Genomic DNA, 17,244 nt, shown 5'->3' on the forward strand with positions numbered 1-17,244 from the left:
GCCAGGGCGTGCTCGCCACGCGATATCCGCAGTCACTATTGGAGGGAATTCATTAACGAAAAGTAGGTGGTTTTTTAACGATTTGGCGTTTCGCCACCCTTGCGGCCTACCGACCAGTAGCGCCACGGCGTGTACCAGGCAAAGCGCGCATCAAGCACCATCGGCACGTTGTCGATGCCGTGTGTGCCGCCTGGCCCGCAGCGCATGACACGAAACAGACCCATCCAGCCGCCAGCCCACAGACCGTGCCTGGCGATCGCCTCATAAGCATATTCCGAGCAGGTCGGCAGATGTCGGCAGGTGTTGCCGACAAATCCGGAAAGCGTGAGTTGGTAAGCCCTCACAAAAGCAGTGCCGGCCAATCTTCCTGGCGTCTTGCGCCAGGGGCCCTGCCAGTTGCGTCCCAGAGAGACAGCATCTGCCTTGTCCGTGTGTTGATGCCCGCAGTCAGGGCCATGCCTGCCAGTCTCACCAGTCATCGCCAATGTGGTGTCCGCGCCATCATTCGCTGTAGATGGCGCGCTTCAACGATTTTCGCAACGATATCCGCTAATGATGGCCCCGCCGGAACCCGACAAAGGCCGGAGTGACGGTAACCGGTATGCCCTGTTCGATAAGCGAAAGCAGTCCCAGCATCACCTCCTCGTTCGGCTCGCCAAAGACGTCGAGCCGACGCATGATGCAGCTTTCCATCACATCACGGATATAAGGATCCGCCATTTTCCAATGCGCAAGCACGGCTTCCGAGTTCGGCATGATTTGGAGACTGTTGGCCCGCATGGACTCCTCATCGATGAAGATCTCGACAACGATCTGCGGACCGTGAGACTCCGCAAAAGCTACGGCCTCTCGGATAGCTTGCTTGAACTGTTCGAGCTTACCTGGACGGATGTCGAAGCTGGACAGTTGCATGATGCGTTGCGACATGGCCGGCTCATTCCGCCGCATCGAGCAGCACCGCTCGGACAGCGCGGTTGACCGCGCCATAGAGCGAGGATGCGACGTAGACCAGTTCCACGTCCTCGATGGCGTTGAACGATCCAGGCGTACCGGCAGGCAGGTAGAACACATCGCCCGGTCCCGCTGTCTCCCACGCGTCACGGCTCGCAATCGTGCATCGGCCCTTGGTCACAACCAGCACCTCATCGTACGCAAAGATGAAATCGCTCGTCGCGCCTTGCGGCGCCCTCAGGAAGCCAACGGCGCCGAGCTTGGCTGTCGGCACTGCGTCCTCATTAAGCACGTCAACGAGCCTCGCGCCGGACCACTCCATCCAGTCCCGCGCCGAGCTCGCAGTGAATTTGCGGATATCGGGCGTGTTTAAAATCTGCGTATGCATCGCTCTTTCTTCCTCTCGGCCAAGCTATCGAAACCAGCAAGCCTCTGGCGCGATCTGCGTCCTACAAGTTCAAGTAAACTTGAAGTCAAGAGCAATTCATGCGAAAAAATCGAGATGGAAACGACGCTCACCATCAACCAGCTTTCACGCCGTAGTGGCGTCGCTGCTTCGGCCCTTCGCTATTATGAGGAACGTGGCCTCATTCAATCCGAACGTCGAGGCTCGGGCCACAGGCGCTTCACCCGTGCCACCTTACGGCGGCTGGCCTTCATCGTCTTTGCCCAGCGCCTCGGCATGTCGCTTGCTGAAATCGGCGCGGAGCTCGAGAAGCTCCCGACCGATCATGTCCCAAAGGGCGCAGATTGGTCACTGCTCTCTGGTCCCTGGTCCGCACGCATCGACGAGCGCATCGCAGAGCTTGAGCGCCTGAAAACCGGCCTTGCTCAATGCATCAGCTGCGGCTGCCTGTCGCTCGAATTTTGCCGGCTGGTCAACCCACACGACAAGGCCGGGGCCCTCGGTCCCGGCCCCCACTATTGGCTTGGCGATAAGTCTTCGAACGACTGACGTTCAGCCTCCCTCCGGTCCGCAGGCTGCTACTTCCTGCTACGCAGTTCGGATCGTGAGCGAAGGTACTGCTCCCGCCCTGGCGTTTTTCTCAAGGACTGGAAAGTGGCAATCGTCAGCGCATCGAGAAGCGCCTGGATGATCTCGGACATCACATTCACTCCGGTTTCGCGCCTCTCCATCACGACCGGATTCAACGCCTTCTGGCGCCAGCGTTCAAACGAGTATATTTTCGCATTCGGATAACCTGGGGTTATGTGAATGAAGCGCAGCCGCTTGCCGCTCACTGCCCTGCGCTCCTTCGAAGCCGCCGGGCGGAACGCAAGTTTCAGCCGGGCAGCCGAGGAACTGCACGTCTCGCAGGCAGCCGTCAGCCGCCAGATCCGGGAACTGGAAACGGCGCTCTGTACCCCGCTATTCGAGCGCCTGCACCGCAAGGTCGTTTTGACCGAGCCGGGAAAGGCGCTGCTCACCCAGTTGACGGCGAGTTTCGACGGCATCGAAAGAATGCTCACCGACATTGCCAATCGCGGTCAGACCCGCACCGCGCGGGTCAGCTCCGATGCTTCGATTGCCGCCTGCTGGCTTATCCCGCGCCTGGACCGTTTCCGGCGCATGAACCCAGACATCGATGTCGTACTCGATGTTGACCCGCGGCTGATCGAGTTTCGCGCCGACCAGGCCGAACTCGCCTTGCGGTTCTCCTTCCGCAACACGAGTTGGCCTAACACCGAGGCTGAGCGCCTCGCCCATGCGCTCGAAACGCCCGTCATGGCACCGGCCCTGCTCGCTGGCGGCCTTGCGATTGAAAAACCCGGCGACCTGCGCCGCTTCACCCTTTTGCACGAGGAAAGCCGCGAACACTGGAAGAACTGGTTTCGGTTGGCTGGCGAAGAAGAAACCGAGGTGCGGGCACCAGGACCGATGTATGCCGATATGGCGCTGTCCAAACAGGCCGCCCTGCTCGGACACGGCGTGGCTTTGGTCGATCTGCTTTTCATGCAGGACGAGCTCGCAGCCGGTACGCTGATCAGGCCTTTTGCCACGGAACTCAATTCTGGAGGTTATTTTCTCGTCGCGCGAAGCCTTTCAAAGCTCAGCGAGCCTGCCCGTATTTTCGCCGAATGGGTACGGGCGGAGTTTGCAGCAAGCGTCGCTGCGCTGGCCGTCAACCGAACGTGAACGGTGCGTACTCATCGAATGAATGGGCAATCCTCGTCCCTTCGCCTATCTCACTCATCGAATTGAACAATCCGCCACCATGCAACCGGTGGCCAGACGAGGCCACGGCAACTCATCCTCCATGACGCTTGCCACGGCCCGATATGGGGATGACATGACCGACAAAGTCGAATTCGGACTGGATACGTTTGGCGACGTCACGCTTGGCAGCGACGGCAAGCTGCTGCCGCAGGCTCAGGTGATCCGCAACCTTGTCGAGGAAGCCGTCCTCGCAGATCAAATCGGCATCGACTTCATCGGCGTAGGCGAGCATCATCGCGATGACTTCGCCATCTCGGCTCCCGACACCGTACTCGCCGGCATTGCTACGCGCACCAATCGTATCAAGCTTGGCTCTGCCGTCACCGTGCTGAGCTCGGACGATCCGATCCGGGTCTTCCAGCGCTTTTCCACGGTCGATGCGCTGTCGAATGGGCGCGCGGAAGTGATCCTCGGTCGCGGTTCCTTCACGGAATCATTCCCGCTGTTCGGTTTCCGGCTCAATGACTACGAGACGCTGTTCACCGAAAAGCTCGATCTCTTCGCGGCCGTCCGCAAGGGTGAGCCGGTCACCTGGCAGGGTTCGATCCGGCCGCCGCTCGAGGATCAATCGGTTTATCCGCCGATCGAGAACGGTACCTTGAAGACCTGGATCGGGGTTGGCGGCAGCCCTGAGTCCGTGGTCCGCGCCGCGCGCTACAACCTGCCTCTGATGCTCGCCATCATCGGCGGCGATCCGAAGCGGTTCCGCCCTTATGTCGACCTCTACCATCAGGCACTCGATCAGCTTGGCGCAACGAAACAGCCGGTTGGCGTGCATTCGCCGGGCTATGTCGCCGCCACCGACGAGCAGGCGCGCGAGGAACTGTGGCCGCACTACAAGGTGATGCGCGACCGCATCGGCGGCGAACGCGGCTGGCCGCCGGCAACACGCGCCGACTTCGTCTCGGAAGTGGAGCGCGGATCGCTTTATGTCGGGTCGCCAGAGACCGTGGCAAAAAAGATCGCGGCAACGGTGAAAGCACTGGGCGCCCAGCGTTTCCAGATGAAATACTCATCCGGGCCGCTGCCGCATGAAAAGATGATGCGCTCGATAGAACTCTACGGCACCAAAGTGATCCCGATCGTGCGCGATCTCCTGGCCGAGAAACCGGTGCTGACGGAGGCCTGAGCTAGCCCCGCGTGACGAACCAAAGTGAAAGGCCCGACGCGATTTCGCGCCGGGCCTTTTGACTAATGCGATTGTTTTGACCGAAAGCTCAATCCTTGGCGTTCAGGTCCGTACCCAGCGTGTCCTTGACGAAGAGCATGCCGATGACAAGCGACATCGCAGCGAACACGATCGGATACCAGAGGCCATAGTAGATATCGCCCTTGGCCGCACTCAGTGCGAACACAGTCGCCGGCAGCAGACCGCCGAACCAGCCGTTGCCGATATGGTATGGCAGCGACATGCCGGTGTAGCGGATGCGGGTCGGGAACATCTCGACCAGGATCGCCGCGATCGGCCCATACACCATCGTCACATAGAGGACGAGGATGAACAGGATGCCGATGACCATCGGCCAGTTCACCTGTGCCGGATCTGCCACCATGGAGAAGGCGCCGGCGGCAGGGATGCTGTAGACAGTGACGTCCGTGGCGCTGCCTGCTTCTTCCTGTGTGATGATCTTGTCCTTGACCGCCTGGGCAACCGGGACAGTGGTCTTTTCGCCGCCACGGATAGCTGCGGCATCGAGCTTCAGTTCCGGATTGGCTGTCACGAAGGCATCGAGCTTCTGGTCGGCCACCTTGGCGGCAGCGCGAACCAACGGATAGCCGCCGTCCTGCAGCGCGATGTTGACCCCCTTGGCGAAGACCGCGTCCTTGGCCTTGGCCTGATCTCCAGCAGCGACGGCGTCGTAGGATTCGATCGTCTCGTTGCCGATCTTGACCGTTGCAGCCGTTCCGGGCGCTGCTGTCGTCACGACGTCATATGGAACCGAGTTCTTGGTCAGGAACGAAGTCGCGATATCGCAGGATGTCGTGAACTTCGCGGTGCCGACGGGGTTGAACTGGAACTTACAATCGCCGGGCGCAGCAGTCACCGTTGCCCTTGTAGCCTGCTGCGCGGTGGCCAGCGCCGGATTGGCGGCCCAGGTCAGCGCTTTGAACAGCGGGAAGTAGGTGACGATGGCGAGTGCCAGGCCAGCCATGATGATCGGCTTGCGGCCGACCTTGTCGGACAGCCAGCCGAACACCACGAAGAAAATGGTTCCCAGCGCCAGCGCCACCGCGATCATGATGTTGACCGAATAGGCATCGACCTTGAGCACGTTCTGCAGGAAGAACAGCGCATAAAACTGACCGGAGTACCACACGACAGCCTGGCCGGCGGTGAGGCCGAACAGCGCGAGAAGCGCGATCTTGGCGTTCTTCCACTGGCCGAAGGCCTCGGTGAGTGGTGCCTTGGAACCCTTGCCCTCTTCCTTCATGCGCTGGAAGGTCGGCGATTCACTCAGCGTCAGGCGAATCCAGACGGAGATGCCAAGCAGCACGACCGAAAGCAGGAACGGAAGCCGCCAGCCCCAGGCGGCAAAAGCCTCTTTGCTCATCGAACCCTGGATGACCAGGATGACGATCAGCGACAGGAATAGGCCGAGCGTCGCCGTGGTCTGGATCCACGACGTGTAATAGCCACGGCGATCGTCCGGCGCATGTTCGGCGACATAGGTAGCCGCGCCGCCATATTCACCACCCAGCGCCAGGCCCTGCAGCATGCGCAGGATGATCAGGATGGCGGGCGCCGCAATACCCCAGGAGGCTGACCCAGGCAGCAGGCCGACCAGAAAGGTCGACAGGCCCATGATCATGATGGTGACGAGGAAGGTGTATTTGCGGCCGACCAGATCGCCGATGCGGCCGAACACCAGCGCGCCGAACGGGCGCACCAGGAAGCCAGCGGCGAAGGCCAGCAGCGCGAAGATGTTGCGTGTCGCTTCCGGATAGGACGCGAAGAAGGTCGCGCCGATGAAAGCAGCCAGCGCGCCGTAAAGATAGAAATCGTACCATTCGAAGACGGTACCCAGCGACGAGGCGAAGATGACCTTCTTCTCCTCTCGCGTCATGCCGCGGCCTGTTCTGCCGGCGGTCTGTGCCATTGCCATGGATCTCCTCCCAAGTGCCCTCGATGCCGGCCGTCTATATCCTCCTCCGGATAGAGACTCGGGCCAGCCATCATCAAGGAATCTGGCAGAAAGCCCCCGCCAAGGGGACCGAGCAATTGGGATTATGACTTTGGTCTAATATGAAAGAGCCGCTAAGCGGGATTGTCCAGCGCCTCAAGCAGCGCGACCGCAGCCAGCATATCGCGCTTGCGAAAGGCACGGCGTGCCACTGCTTCCGAATCCTGGCCCCAATGATCGATCTGCCAATCCTCGTCGACATGGGCAGCCGTCCACGCCGCCTCGGCGGCCAAGTCGCCCTGCTCTACCGCCAGTGCCAGCAGCGCCGACCCCGTGATCGAGGTCATGACATGAAGGGCCGCTAGCCGGAATGGGTCATTGCGGCGGGCAAGATGGGCCCCGAGCACCGCGATGCTCTCGCGTGGCTGCTCGACGTGGATGACCCCTTCGGCAAGTTCGAAGCGCGCACCGAGCGAAGCTCGCGCCCAATCGATCACCGGGTCCCAATGCGTGTTCTGGCGATCCACCAGCCCCTGCGGACCGTCAGCCCGATAGCAAAGCAGGTCGGACGAGGCAAAACGCAGGATGTCTTCGAGCACCGCCTGCGTGTCCGCTGCCACGCCGTCGATAGCGGTATTGGCAAGGCGCAGCACCGGCATCGTCACCGGATCGATCACCTCTTCTTGTGCTTCGAACTCGGAAGCCACCAAAGCAGCGGCCTTTTCGGAGGGTAGCGCAAGCAACGCCTTGCCCGGCGTGCGCACCGGTTTGCCATCGAGATGGACCGCAAAACCATTGTCGGACGGTGCTATGGAAGCATCCTTGTAAAACCGCTTCGGCAATGGGGTACGCATCTGGATCTGAGCGCGCCGCGTCGGATCGGGATCGGAAAGCTGCTTGCCCGCCTCGAGATCGCTCAGAATATCGCGCATTGCCAGTATACCCACTATGCCGTTTTTGGCCGCCTCGGACGATTGACGACGCTCAAGCCCAGGGCGATCAGCCCCAGCGCCACGAAGATTTTCCAGGTCAACGGCTCGCCCAGGATCAGCCAGCCGCATATCACGCTGAATGCGGGCGACAGGAAGGCAAAACTCGACAGCCCTGCCGCCGGATAACGCCGCATCAGCCAGAACCAGACGATATAGGTGATCGTGACGATATAAACAGCCTGAAACAGCAATGCACCGGTCGCCAGCGGCGTCACGTCGCGCAGCGCCGGCCCGGCCAGCGGAACCAGCGGTATCGCCATAATCGCTGAGACGACGAGTTGATAGAGCAGCACCTTTTCAGCGCTCGCGCTCTGCAGCTTGGAACGTTTGATGGTCAGCGTCGTGAGCGCCCAGAACAGGCCGGCGGCAAGACTGAGCAGATCCCCGAACAGGGTGGACTGCCCGTTGCTGCCCAGCCGATCGGAAAAGATCACGATCACCCCGCAGAAGGCCAGCACCAGCCCCAGCAGCTTCTGCAAGGTCATGCGTTCGCCGAGCCAGAAGTGCGCCCCGATAAGCACCCAGAAAGGCATCGTGTTGACCAGCAGCGAGTTGCGCGCCACGGTCGTGTATTCCAGCGCCACGAACACCAGGCTGAATTCGATTCCAAACAGCAGGCCTGCCAGGATGCCGCCGAAAAGGGTGCCGTCCCGCTCGAACAGACGGATGCCGCGGAACCGGCACCACAGGAACACGAGAACGCAAGCGATGGCCGAACGAGCAACGTTCAGGAAGATCGGATTGTAGCCGGCATTCGTAAGCTTGGCGGCGACACCGTTCAGCCCCCACGAAAAAGTCAGCACCAACATGAAAGCGACCGCCGCTGCGTCAATCGCATCGCGCCGATCAAAGCTGTCACTTGCTGTGCTCATGAGGTTCCCCCGCCGGCCCGCTTCAGAAAAGCCCTACAAGACGGCTTCAACGGCGGCATGATCCAAGCCGCACCTACCGGTGGTTCACGACCTGCAAAAACAATGGCTCCTAAGAGCGACGCCAGGCGGCCAGCGTCAATCGTCCTCCGCGCTCGCCTCGTCGAAGCCGAGCAGGTTCCAGCTCTGGCGCATATGCGGCGGCATCGGCGCGGTAACGTCGACCACGCCTTTATCCGGATGCGGTATGACGATCCGGCGCGCATGCAGATGCAGCCGGTTCTGAATACCGCCGGGAAATTCCCAGTTGGTGTCGGCTTCGAAATATTTCGGATCGCCGATGATCGGGCAACCGATATGGGCTGCATGCACGCGCAGCTGGTGCGTGCGGCCGGTGTAAGGTTCCATCTCCAGCCATGACAGCGACTGCGCCGCCTGCTCGACGACGCGATAGTAGGAAACCGAGTGATCAGCACCCTTCTCGCCATGCTTGGCAACTCGAACCCGATCGCCGTCCGGGGTCGGCTCCTTGATCAGCCAGGTCGAGATCTTGTCTTCGCGCTTCGGCGGCACGCCCTTGACCAGCGCCCAATAGGTTTTCTTGGTTTCTCGGGCCCGGAACGCCTCGGACAGTTTCATGGCAGCCAGCCGCGTGCGCGCGATGACCAGCACGCCAGATGTATCGCGGTCCAGCCGATGCACCAGGCGGGGCTTCTCGCCCTTCTTGTTGCGCCAAGCTTCAAGCATATCGTCGACGTTACGGGTCACGCCCGAACCGCCCTGCACGGCGAGACCTGCCGGCTTGTTGAAGACGAAGACCTTGTCATCCTCGTGCAGCAGCATTTTGGCGAGCACGTCGGCGTCGCCCTGGTTGCGGATCGAATGGCCGGTGAGCTGGTCTGTGCCGCCTTTTTTGTCGACATCGAGCGGCGGAACACGGATGACCTGCCCCGGCTCAACACGGGTATCGGTCTTGGCGCGCGCACCGTTGACGCGCACCTGGCCGGAACGCAACAGCTTCTGCAGCTGCACAAAACTCAGTCCGGGATAGTGGCTCTTGAACCAGCGATCGAGCCGCATGCCCGTTTCGCCAGCCTCCACCGTGATCTGTTCGACGCCTGCCATGGTCCGCCTTTATTGTTCGAAGCGGGCCAATAGCACTATGCGAGCGTTCTTACGAGCCACAGTCCGAGGAAGAGCGCCAGAATCGCGCCGATGACGCTCGCCAGCGCGTAGCCTGCAGCCGGCACCACGTCGCCGCGCTCCCACAGGGTAGCGAAATCCAGAGAGAAGGCGGAGAAGGTGGTGAACCCGCCGAGCACGCCGGTGGCGACGAAGAGGCGCAGTTCCGTCGCGGCACCGCCATAGCGGCGCGACAGCATCTCGATGAAAGCCCCCATGATAAAGGAGCCGATGATGTTGATCGCCATCGTGCCCCAGGGGAAATTGGGGCCGATCACCCGAAGCGCGCCGAGATTGAAGAGGTGGCGAATGGCGGCGCCGATCGCACCGCCGATTGCCACGAGGAGAAGATGATACATTAATCGGACCCCGTCCGGCTCGACGGTCGGCTAGGCTTGAGCCTTCTTGCCCTTGCTGGACGAGATCATCTTCCAATTCTTGTAGAACATGGAGTTGATGCGCTCGACGCTCATCGAAACGATGGTGAGCAAGCCGGCAACGACACCCGGGACCGGGGACGGGCGAATGACGTCCATAAACACGCAGTAGCGGCGGCCGTCATATTCGTTGACCGACCGATGCAGCAGCGTATCGTCGAAAATATACATCGGACTGTCGTGCCAGTAGTTCCTGGCACCTTGGCATTCCACGAAGATTTCAGCGTTCACCGGGATCAGATTGTAAAGCACGCGCAGCGAAAGGCGCAGCGGGCCGAAGTGCCAGGAGGTCGATTCGCGTCCCGAAAACACTGAAACGGCGATTGTCTTCACATATTTGAAGTCTTTGTTGAACTCCGGCACGTTATCGATCTTGTGCTTGCCGTACCATTGATAGACATACATGCCGCGCCGGCCGGTGCCAAAATTGGCGTCGATGTCGGCGATGATCTCGTTGCGACGCTCCTTGAAGACGTTTAGCACCTCGTTGACTTCGCGCTGGTAGTCGGCCGGAAACTGCTCCAGCTTCCACACACCCCAATTCTTGTAGCTGATCAGGTCGATCAGCAGGTTGAAGGGTGACAGCAACCACGTGAACATGCCGTTGCCGGTGAAATAGAGGCTGAACAGCCGCTGGTCCTTGTTCTTGTTGCGCAGCACGTCGATCAACCCACAAGCGAGCCAGATCAAAGTGATGATGGGGATGAAGTAAAAACCGAGCCCCAGAAGCACGACGGCGATGGCGGCTTTGCGGATTGTCTTGCGTTGATCTTTGGTCATATCAGCCTGGCGCCTGGCGCCACCCTTTTTTAAGAGTTTCGCCGCGCCCTCGGACGCGACGCATTCACCCCAGTGACGGCTGCATAGGCGCAATTGCAATCATGCACAAGACGGCAGAAAACCCGTACCGGTGGGCATTTCAGAAAATTGGAGTAAACCTCTCATCTTTTTGCAGTGCTCGTATGGCCGGCGTGGTGGCGGCGATAGCGGTGGGTCGTCCAACCTGGGTGAGCGCCATTAAATGCCCGTCGTGCCGAGGCCTTGAAGTGCTTGGCAATAAACCATAGGTTCGGGCCACCATGTTCATGTCCACATTCTTCCCGCTGATCTGAATCGCATCGGTCGTTTCTCAACGGCCAGGTCGCCCGGCGCTTCTGCGCCGATCGGATCACGTCGCCGATACGGTGACGGAACGGAGAATGTTATGCCCAAAACCGAACCCAACGGCCTGACGACCAGTCAGGTTCAGCACTTCATCGACGACGGTTTCGTCAGGATAGAGAATGCCTTCAGCGTCGACCTTGCCCGGCAATGTCGAGATGCATTGTGGGACCAAATCGGCCTGTCGCCGGAGGAACCCGAAACCTGGACAAGGCCGGTGATCCGCGTCGGCTCCATGGCCTCCTCGATTTTCGTGGAGGCCGCCAATACTCCTAGCCTGCATCGCGCTTACGACCAGCTCGTCGGCGAAGATCGCTGGCTGGCGCCCAAAGCGCTCGGAACCTTTCCGATCCGCTTTCCATCTCCGGAAACTCCCGGCGATGATGGCTGGCATGTGGATATGAGTTTCGGCACCCATACGCCGGACTTCATGGAATGGCGTGCAAATGTGAAAAGCAGCGGCCGCGCCTTGCTGATGCTGTTTCTCTTTTCGGATATCGACCCGGACGATGCTCCAACACGGATCCGGAAAGGCTCTCACCGAACCATCGCGCGTGAACTGCTCCCCTATGGTGAGGCGGGGGCAACCCTGCGTCAGCTTTCCGCCGGCGGCTACGAGACGACCCGAGACTGCGCGGTAGAATTGGCCACCGGACCCGCAGGTACGGTCTATCTATGCCATCCGTTCCTGGTGCATGCCGCGCAGCCGCATAGGGGTCGGGAACCACGTTTCCTGGCGCAACCGGCTCTACTGCCCCGAGGCGAGTTCGATCCGCTCCTGCCACCCTCGCCTGTGCAGATCGCCATCCGTCAAGCTTGCGGACTGAGGTTCTAGTGCACACTGCAGCCTCGAGGTCCTGGACCTCGAGGCTGCAGTGCAGCAGCTTCGCATACGCAACGTATGTGTATTGAAACCGCCTCCGCGAACCTTACATACGCGCCGTATGTCAATGTCAGCGCTACGCGACAAGCTTGAAGAGGACAAAAAATGGCACAACGTGACCCGGTTTTTCCAGCCGATCGGCATGCGCTCTACGAAGCTCACGGCTATTCAGCCGCTATCCGTTCCGGCGACCTCTTGTTCGTCTCCGGGCAGGTCGGCAGCCGCCCCGACGGGTCTCCCGAGCCCGACTTCAAGCGTCAGGTCGAACTGGCTTTCGCAAACCTGGCGGCGACGTTGAAGGCGGCAAACTGCACGTTCGATGACATCGTCGACGTTACCACCTTCCACACCGATCCCCAGAACCAGTTCGAAACCATCATGGCGGTCAAAGCGAAGATCTTCGACCAGGCTCCCTACCCCAACTGGACGGCGGTCGGGGTGAATTGGCTGGCCGGCTTCGATTTCGAGATCAAGGTCATCGCGCGCATTCCTGAAAACGCCTAGTCACCAGAATTCTGAACGCGGCCGTTCAGCTCGAAGTGACGATTAATGTCACCTAGTTCTGAACGGCAACCTCCTCGGTCTGGACTTCGACTCGATCGCGACCTCGCCGCTTGGCGCGATAGAGTGCGATATCGGCGCGCGAGATCAACGCGTTCAGATTTTCGTCGCGCCGCGCTGCAGCCACACCGAAACTCGCTGTAAGCTGGTGCGCTTCAGGTAATCCGTCGAAACGGCTTCGGCGCACGATTTCTCGCAGCCGCCCGGCAAAGACATCCGCCCCGGCAGCGTCGCAGTTGGGCAGCAAAAACGCGAATTCCTCTCCTCCTATGCGCCCGCAGCTATCCACCTGCCTCATGGCATTCTGGAGCAGATGGCCGAATCCCTTGAGGACGGCATCGCCGACCGGGTGGCCGAACGTGTCGTTGATGCTCTTGAAATGGTCGATGTCGACCAGGATGACACTGATCGGCCAGGCCCGAGCGTCATCGAGCAGCTTCTGGGCATTTTCCTCGAAGCCGCGCCGGTTCAGCACGCCGGTCAGCGGATCGGCGGAGCGCTCATGCCGCAGATCCGCGACCATGTCGCTGACAGTTACGGCAAAAATGGCAAGCGCCAGCATGACGCCAAGCACAGCCAGCGAGAATTGCAAGGCCAGCCAGAACGGCGAGGCACCGAACACGGCTGCCGGCGGCGCGGCAACTCCCACGGTCAGAACCGTGCGGGGAAAGAAGTGAACCGAGAAGGCAAGCAGGGTCCAGAACAGGGTCCTTTCGGCAAACATGCCGCCCCGCAAGCCACGCAGGCGCCAGGCAGTCATCAGGCAGATCAGCCCATAACCGAAATTGAGGATGTAGATACGGATGATCAGCTGGCGATCGACATAAAAGAAATAGGCGATGCCGCCACAAATCGCGGCCAGAATGACGAGATATGAGGCCCGGTTTAAATGCTGGCCGGAACGTCTCAGCAGTCCATCATTCAGCAGAAGCACGCTTAACGTGTAGAGCAAGGCCGAAGTGATGGCATTCGGGCCATGCCCGTCCGGCACAGCCAGGATTTGCGACAGGGTACCCAGGCAAAAGAACAGGCAGGCCGCACAGAAGAACAACAGATATTGCAGCCGCCTGTCGCGCAGCCAGATCGCCGCGAAACTCACCGCGAAGACCACAAGGATAGCGGGTCCGATAAGCACGAGAGGATTGCTGGGAACACGCATGGCGGGGCGACAGCTTTTTGTCGGCGGTCTTGAGCGCGGCAAAGCTTTGGCACAGAAGCCGACGCCCCGCAACGGGGGAAGGCAAGTCAGGTTACCGTCTGGTCAACGTCCCGCGCGATACGCACTAGTCTCGGCGGAAATTTCACGAAGTTCGCGGTCAAGGCAACGAAGCAGCTCTCCCACTCGTCCCCCGCCTGCAGGCGCGGAGGGATATCGGCACAGCACATCAATCACACTTGCAGGCGCGGAGCGGATGGCATGCTGGAAAGGGTCGGTGTCGACCCTCGCGCCGTCGCCTTTCGCGATTTCCACCGCTCGAGCCGCATGTGCGGCTGCGCCGAGGATGTGCCGAAGCTGGGTCGCTGTCGCCAATGGGTGCAGATAGGCCGCAGACGCAGCGCACATCGCCGCCCGTGCAGCCTGGCTCGCAGCCGCATCTTCGGCCTGTCGAGCCGCCTTGAGCGCAGCCCAGGCAGCATCGCGCAGCGCCTTGCCTCGTTTGCCGCCCTGCACAAATCCCCGAGTAGCCTCAAGCGCGTCCCGCGGGCGTGTATCAGAAGGATGGCATTGCTCGAAAATCGAAAGCACGCGCGCCGCGCTTTCGGCGGCATAGGCGGCCACAGCGCGAAGATCCTTCATCGTCAGATCGATCCGGTGTGCCATGTTACGCTGTCCGACACGCTGAGGCAGGTTCCCTACCATCGATCCGGCAAGTCGATGGTAGGCATGCTTCTCGCCGCTTCGCTCCTCGAGCCAGCCCTAGCCGCCTCGCTCCTTCCTGAGCTTCGACCAATATTCCAACCGTTTTTTGATCTCGCGTTCGAAACCGCGCTCTGGCGGATCGTAGAAAGTCTGCCGCCCCATCTTTTCGGGGAAATAGTCCTGGCCCGAAAAGGCATCCGGCTCGTCATGATCGTAGCGATAGCCGGCGCCGTAGCTTTCTTCCTTCATCAGCTTGGTCGGCGCATTCAGAATGTGCTTCGGTGGAAGCAGCGAGCCATTCTCCTTGGCCGCACGCATCGCCGCCTTGAAGGCATTGTAGACAGCATTGGATTTCGGCGCGGTCGCCAGGTAGACGCAGGCTTGCGCAAACGCCAGTTCACCTTCCGGCGAACCGAGATAGTCATAGGCATCTTTGGCAGCATTGGCGATGACGAGTGCCTGGGGATCGGCGAGGCCGATATCTTCTACCGCCATACGAACCAGCCGCCGGCCGAGATAAAGCGGGTCCTCGCCGGCATCGAACATGCGCGAGAGGTAGTAGAGCGCAGCATCCGGATCGGAACCCCGCACGGATTTGTGCAGCGCCGAGATAAGATTGTAGTGGCCGTCCTGGCCCTTGTCGTAGATCGGCGCACGCCGCTGCACCACGCCTTGCAGACCTGCAGCATCGAAGACCTCGCCGGGCTTGGCCGCGCGCCAGACTTCCTCAGCGAGGGTCAGCGATGCGCGGCCGTCGCCATCGGCCATACGCACGAGCGCTTCTCTCGCCTCCTCGTCAAGCGGCAGCGGCTTGCCTTCCGTCTCCTCTGCCCGAGCCAGGAGCTTGCTGATGCTATCCTCACCGAGCGACTGGAACACCAGCACACGCGCGCGCGACAGCAGAGCCGCATTCAGTTCGAAGGACGGATTTTCCGTGGTTGCGCCAACCAGCACGACGGTACCGTCCTCCATGACCGGCAGGAAACTATCCTGCTGAGCGCGGTTGAAACGATGAATCTCGTCGACGAAGAGCAGGGTCTGGCGCCCATTGGTCCGACGCAAGCGCGCGGTCTCGAACACTTTCTTCAAATCCGCCACGCCGGAGAAGATCGCCGAAATCTGTTCGAAGGCCAGGCTGGTTTCGCCAGCCAGCAGCCTCGCCACCGTCGTCTTGCCGGTGCCGGGTGGTCCCCAGAAGATCATTGAGCCCAAAGAGCCCGATGCGATCATGCGCGAGAGCGCTCCATCCGGTCCGGTCAGATGTTCCTGACCGACGACCTCGGCAAGCGTCTTTGGCCGCAACCGGTCGGCCAACGGTCGGCCGGGGGGCGCTTTCTCAACTTCGTCGGTTCCGAACAGATCGGCCATGAGGCAACGTCAGGCGTGTTTTCCACGCTCCCAGATAGTGGTCAGACCTAATAACGTAGGACCTGTCGCAACGTCTGCCCACCCCGCTCCACCGTAAAGCGCCACCAGCGCGTGCTTTGCAGGGCAGCCTCCTCCAGGCGCTTGGCGGAATCAATGGTGACGCCATTCACCTCGCGCACGATGTCGCCGGGCTGGAAGCCGAAATCCGAAGCCGGCGAGGCGCTGGCGACGTCGACGAGCGCCACACCCTTGGCGTCACTGCGCAGGCCGAGCCGCTGGGCGAGACGCGGCGACAGATCGGCGACCCTTGCGCCCGCGAAAGGACTGCGGCCGCGCAGCAGGATCTGTGCTGTCGCGAGGCCTTCCGGCGCACGCTCGAGTGCGATCGTTACCTGTTGCTGCTGGCCCTTGGTGAGAATGCCGAACGTGGCATTCGAACCGATCGTCAGCGTAGCCATGCGATAGTCGAGCGCTTCGATGCCCTCGATCACTGCCCCGTTCAGCGTCTGCACGACGTCGCCGGGTTTCAGGCCCGCTTTTGCAGCCGGCCCGCCTTCGGCGACCGAAGAGACCAATGCACCACCCACCTTTTCCATGCCGAGCGATTCCGCGATCTGCGGCGTCACCGCCTCGAACTCCGCGCCGACATAGGGCCGTTCGAAGAAGTCACTGCCGGCCTTGGCGGCCTCGGCGAAGGCGCGCACCATATTTGAGGGAATCGCAAAGCCGATGCCGATCGAACCGCCGCTGCGGCTGTAGATGGCGGTGTTGATGCCAACCAGTTGGCCGCCCATGTTGATCAGTGCGCCGCCAGAATTGCCGGGATTGATGGCCGCATCGGTCTGGATGAAATAGCCGGAATCCGAAATGCCGATATGACTGCGGGCGAGCGCGGAAACGATGCCAGAAGTCGTGGTCTGGCCGACGCCGAATGGATTGCCGATCGCCAGGACCAGGTCACCCACGTCAAGCGCGTCGGAATCGCCGATCGGAATGACCGGAAACGGCTTGTCGGCGGAAATCTTCAGCACCGCAAGATCGAGCGTCTCGTCTTTCAGCATCACCTTGGAGGTGAATTCGCGCCCATCCGACGTAGCGACCTTGACTTCGTCGGCATTCTTGATGACGTGGAAATTGGTAACGACGATGCCACTGGGGTCGACCAAAACGCCGGAGCCCAACGAAGATTGCGCCCGCGGCACGGAGCGGCCGAAGAACTCCTCGAAGAAGGGATCGCCATCGAAAGGCGAGCGTACCCTCGCGGTTTGCGAGGCGTAGACATTGACCACGGCAGGCGCCGTCTGCTTGACCAGCGGCGCGAAGGAAAGTTGGACTTCCTCGCGGCCGAAGGGCACGCGCTTGTCGGGACCTGCTGTCGGATTATCCCCTTCCACGCCGTGCAGAAGATCGGTCAGTACGTCCGAAAGACCTGGTTCGCTCTTGGCGGGCGGCTGTTGTGCATTCTCCTGCGCCAGCGCGCTGCCGGGCGCGAAAGCGAGCGACAGCGCCGCAAAGGCGGAAAACAGAATGAGAGACAGCCTGTTAGGACGCATACCGAATCCTCCGAACGAATTGCGCGCCATTGTCGCGATGAATGTGCAAAATGAAAGGCCGGATCGGTATTTCCGGTCTTTGTCGA

19 protein-coding genes are annotated in these 17,244 nt (G+C 60.9%); 5 read left to right on the forward strand and 14 right to left on the reverse strand.

Annotated features, from left to right (window positions below; all coding sequences use genetic code 11):
• Positions 1-74: 74 nt before the first annotated feature.
• The 3 genes from yidD to L4923_RS11770 all read right to left on the reverse strand — a co-directional run bounded on the left by yidD (position 75) and on the right by L4923_RS11770 (position 1,339).
• Positions 75-479, reverse strand: coding sequence for a membrane protein insertion efficiency factor YidD (gene yidD / locus L4923_RS11760; RefSeq protein ID WP_239365094.1), 405 nt, complete (start codon positions 477-479; stop codon positions 75-77).
• A gap of 70 nt (positions 480-549) precedes the next feature.
• Positions 550-927 (reverse strand): hypothetical protein, encoded by a 378-nt coding sequence (locus L4923_RS11765; protein ID WP_239365098.1) that lies wholly within the window; start codon positions 925-927, stop codon positions 550-552.
• 7 nt (positions 928-934) lie between these two features.
• Entirely contained in the window at positions 935-1,339 is a 405-nt protein-coding gene (locus tag L4923_RS11770; protein WP_239365101.1) for an AraC family ligand binding domain-containing protein, read from the reverse strand.
• 114 nt (positions 1,340-1,453) lie between these two features.
• Here L4923_RS11770 and soxR point away from each other — a divergent pair, with 114 nt between their 5' ends.
• Entirely contained in the window at positions 1,454-1,906 is a 453-nt protein-coding gene (gene soxR / locus L4923_RS11775) for a redox-sensitive transcriptional activator SoxR (RefSeq protein ID WP_239365104.1), read from the forward strand.
• 29 nt (positions 1,907-1,935) lie between these two features.
• On the opposite strand, the gene L4923_RS11780 is transcribed toward soxR, so the two are convergent.
• Positions 1,936-2,193 (reverse strand): hypothetical protein, encoded by a 258-nt coding sequence (locus L4923_RS11780; RefSeq protein WP_239365107.1) that lies wholly within the window; start codon positions 2,191-2,193, stop codon positions 1,936-1,938.
• Here L4923_RS11780 and L4923_RS11785 point away from each other — a divergent pair.
• On the forward strand, positions 2,168-3,088 hold the full coding sequence (locus tag L4923_RS11785; RefSeq protein WP_239365110.1) for a LysR substrate-binding domain-containing protein: 921 nt from the start codon (positions 2,168-2,170) through the stop codon (positions 3,086-3,088). The two genes, L4923_RS11780 and L4923_RS11785, sit on opposite strands and share 26 nt — an antisense overlap.
• Before the next feature lie 154 nt (positions 3,089-3,242).
• Positions 3,243-4,298, forward strand: a complete 1,056-nt coding sequence (locus tag L4923_RS11790) for an LLM class flavin-dependent oxidoreductase (RefSeq protein ID WP_239365113.1) — start codon at positions 3,243-3,245, stop codon at positions 4,296-4,298.
• 88 nt (positions 4,299-4,386) lie between these two features.
• Here the strand turns inward: L4923_RS11790 and L4923_RS11795 are convergent, their stop codons facing one another.
• From L4923_RS11795 to L4923_RS11820, 6 genes are all read right to left on the reverse strand, one after another.
• Positions 4,387-6,273 (reverse strand): MFS transporter, encoded by a 1,887-nt coding sequence (locus L4923_RS11795; RefSeq protein WP_239365116.1) that lies wholly within the window; start codon positions 6,271-6,273, stop codon positions 4,387-4,389.
• Between the two features lie 152 nt (positions 6,274-6,425).
• Positions 6,426-7,223 carry an ATP12 family chaperone protein gene (locus tag L4923_RS11800; protein ID WP_239365119.1) on the reverse strand — a complete coding sequence of 266 codons (798 nt, stop codon included), beginning with the start codon at positions 7,221-7,223 and terminating at the stop codon, positions 6,426-6,428.
• 14 nt (positions 7,224-7,237) lie between these two features.
• Entirely contained in the window at positions 7,238-8,155 is a 918-nt protein-coding gene (locus tag L4923_RS11805; protein ID WP_239365122.1) for a DMT family transporter, read from the reverse strand.
• A 135-nt stretch (positions 8,156-8,290) separates the two neighbouring features.
• Complete coding sequence (locus L4923_RS11810) at positions 8,291-9,277, reverse strand: RluA family pseudouridine synthase (protein ID WP_239365124.1); 987 nt, start codon at positions 9,275-9,277, stop codon at positions 8,291-8,293.
• A 35-nt stretch (positions 9,278-9,312) separates the two neighbouring features.
• Complete coding sequence (crcB, locus tag L4923_RS11815) at positions 9,313-9,693, reverse strand: fluoride efflux transporter CrcB (RefSeq protein ID WP_239365126.1); 381 nt, start codon at positions 9,691-9,693, stop codon at positions 9,313-9,315.
• Between the two features lie 30 nt (positions 9,694-9,723).
• Entirely contained in the window at positions 9,724-10,551 is an 828-nt protein-coding gene (locus L4923_RS11820; RefSeq protein WP_239365128.1) for an aspartyl/asparaginyl beta-hydroxylase domain-containing protein, read from the reverse strand.
• A gap of 424 nt (positions 10,552-10,975) precedes the next feature.
• Between L4923_RS11820 and L4923_RS11825 the strand changes: the two genes are divergently transcribed.
• Both L4923_RS11825 and L4923_RS11830 read left to right on the forward strand, forming a co-directional pair.
• The gene (locus L4923_RS11825; protein ID WP_239365130.1) at positions 10,976-11,767 is read left to right on the forward strand and encodes a phytanoyl-CoA dioxygenase family protein; all 792 of its coding nucleotides are present in this window, start codon (positions 10,976-10,978) and stop codon (positions 11,765-11,767) included.
• 153 nt (positions 11,768-11,920) lie between these two features.
• Complete coding sequence (locus L4923_RS11830; RefSeq protein WP_239365132.1) at positions 11,921-12,319, forward strand: RidA family protein; 399 nt, start codon at positions 11,921-11,923, stop codon at positions 12,317-12,319.
• Between the two features lie 52 nt (positions 12,320-12,371).
• Here the strand turns inward: L4923_RS11830 and L4923_RS11835 are convergent, their stop codons facing one another.
• From L4923_RS11835 to L4923_RS11850, 4 genes are all read right to left on the reverse strand, one after another.
• Positions 12,372-13,511, reverse strand: a complete 1,140-nt coding sequence (locus tag L4923_RS11835; RefSeq protein WP_239365134.1) for a GGDEF domain-containing protein — start codon at positions 13,509-13,511, stop codon at positions 12,372-12,374.
• A 126-nt stretch (positions 13,512-13,637) separates the two neighbouring features.
• Entirely contained in the window at positions 13,638-14,198 is a 561-nt protein-coding gene (locus L4923_RS11840; RefSeq protein WP_239365136.1) for a putative immunity protein, read from the reverse strand.
• Positions 14,199-14,294: 96 nt separating this feature from the next.
• Positions 14,295-15,605, reverse strand: a complete 1,311-nt coding sequence (locus L4923_RS11845) for a replication-associated recombination protein A (protein WP_239365138.1) — start codon at positions 15,603-15,605, stop codon at positions 14,295-14,297.
• A 47-nt stretch (positions 15,606-15,652) separates the two neighbouring features.
• The gene (locus L4923_RS11850; RefSeq protein WP_239365139.1) at positions 15,653-17,158 is read right to left on the reverse strand and encodes a DegQ family serine endoprotease; all 1,506 of its coding nucleotides are present in this window, start codon (positions 17,156-17,158) and stop codon (positions 15,653-15,655) included.
• Between the last annotated feature and the right edge of the window lie 86 nt (positions 17,159-17,244).

Source organism: Terribium retamae (assembly GCF_022347545.1).
Lineage (GTDB): Bacteria > Pseudomonadota > Alphaproteobacteria > Rhizobiales > Rhizobiaceae > Mesorhizobium > Mesorhizobium retamae.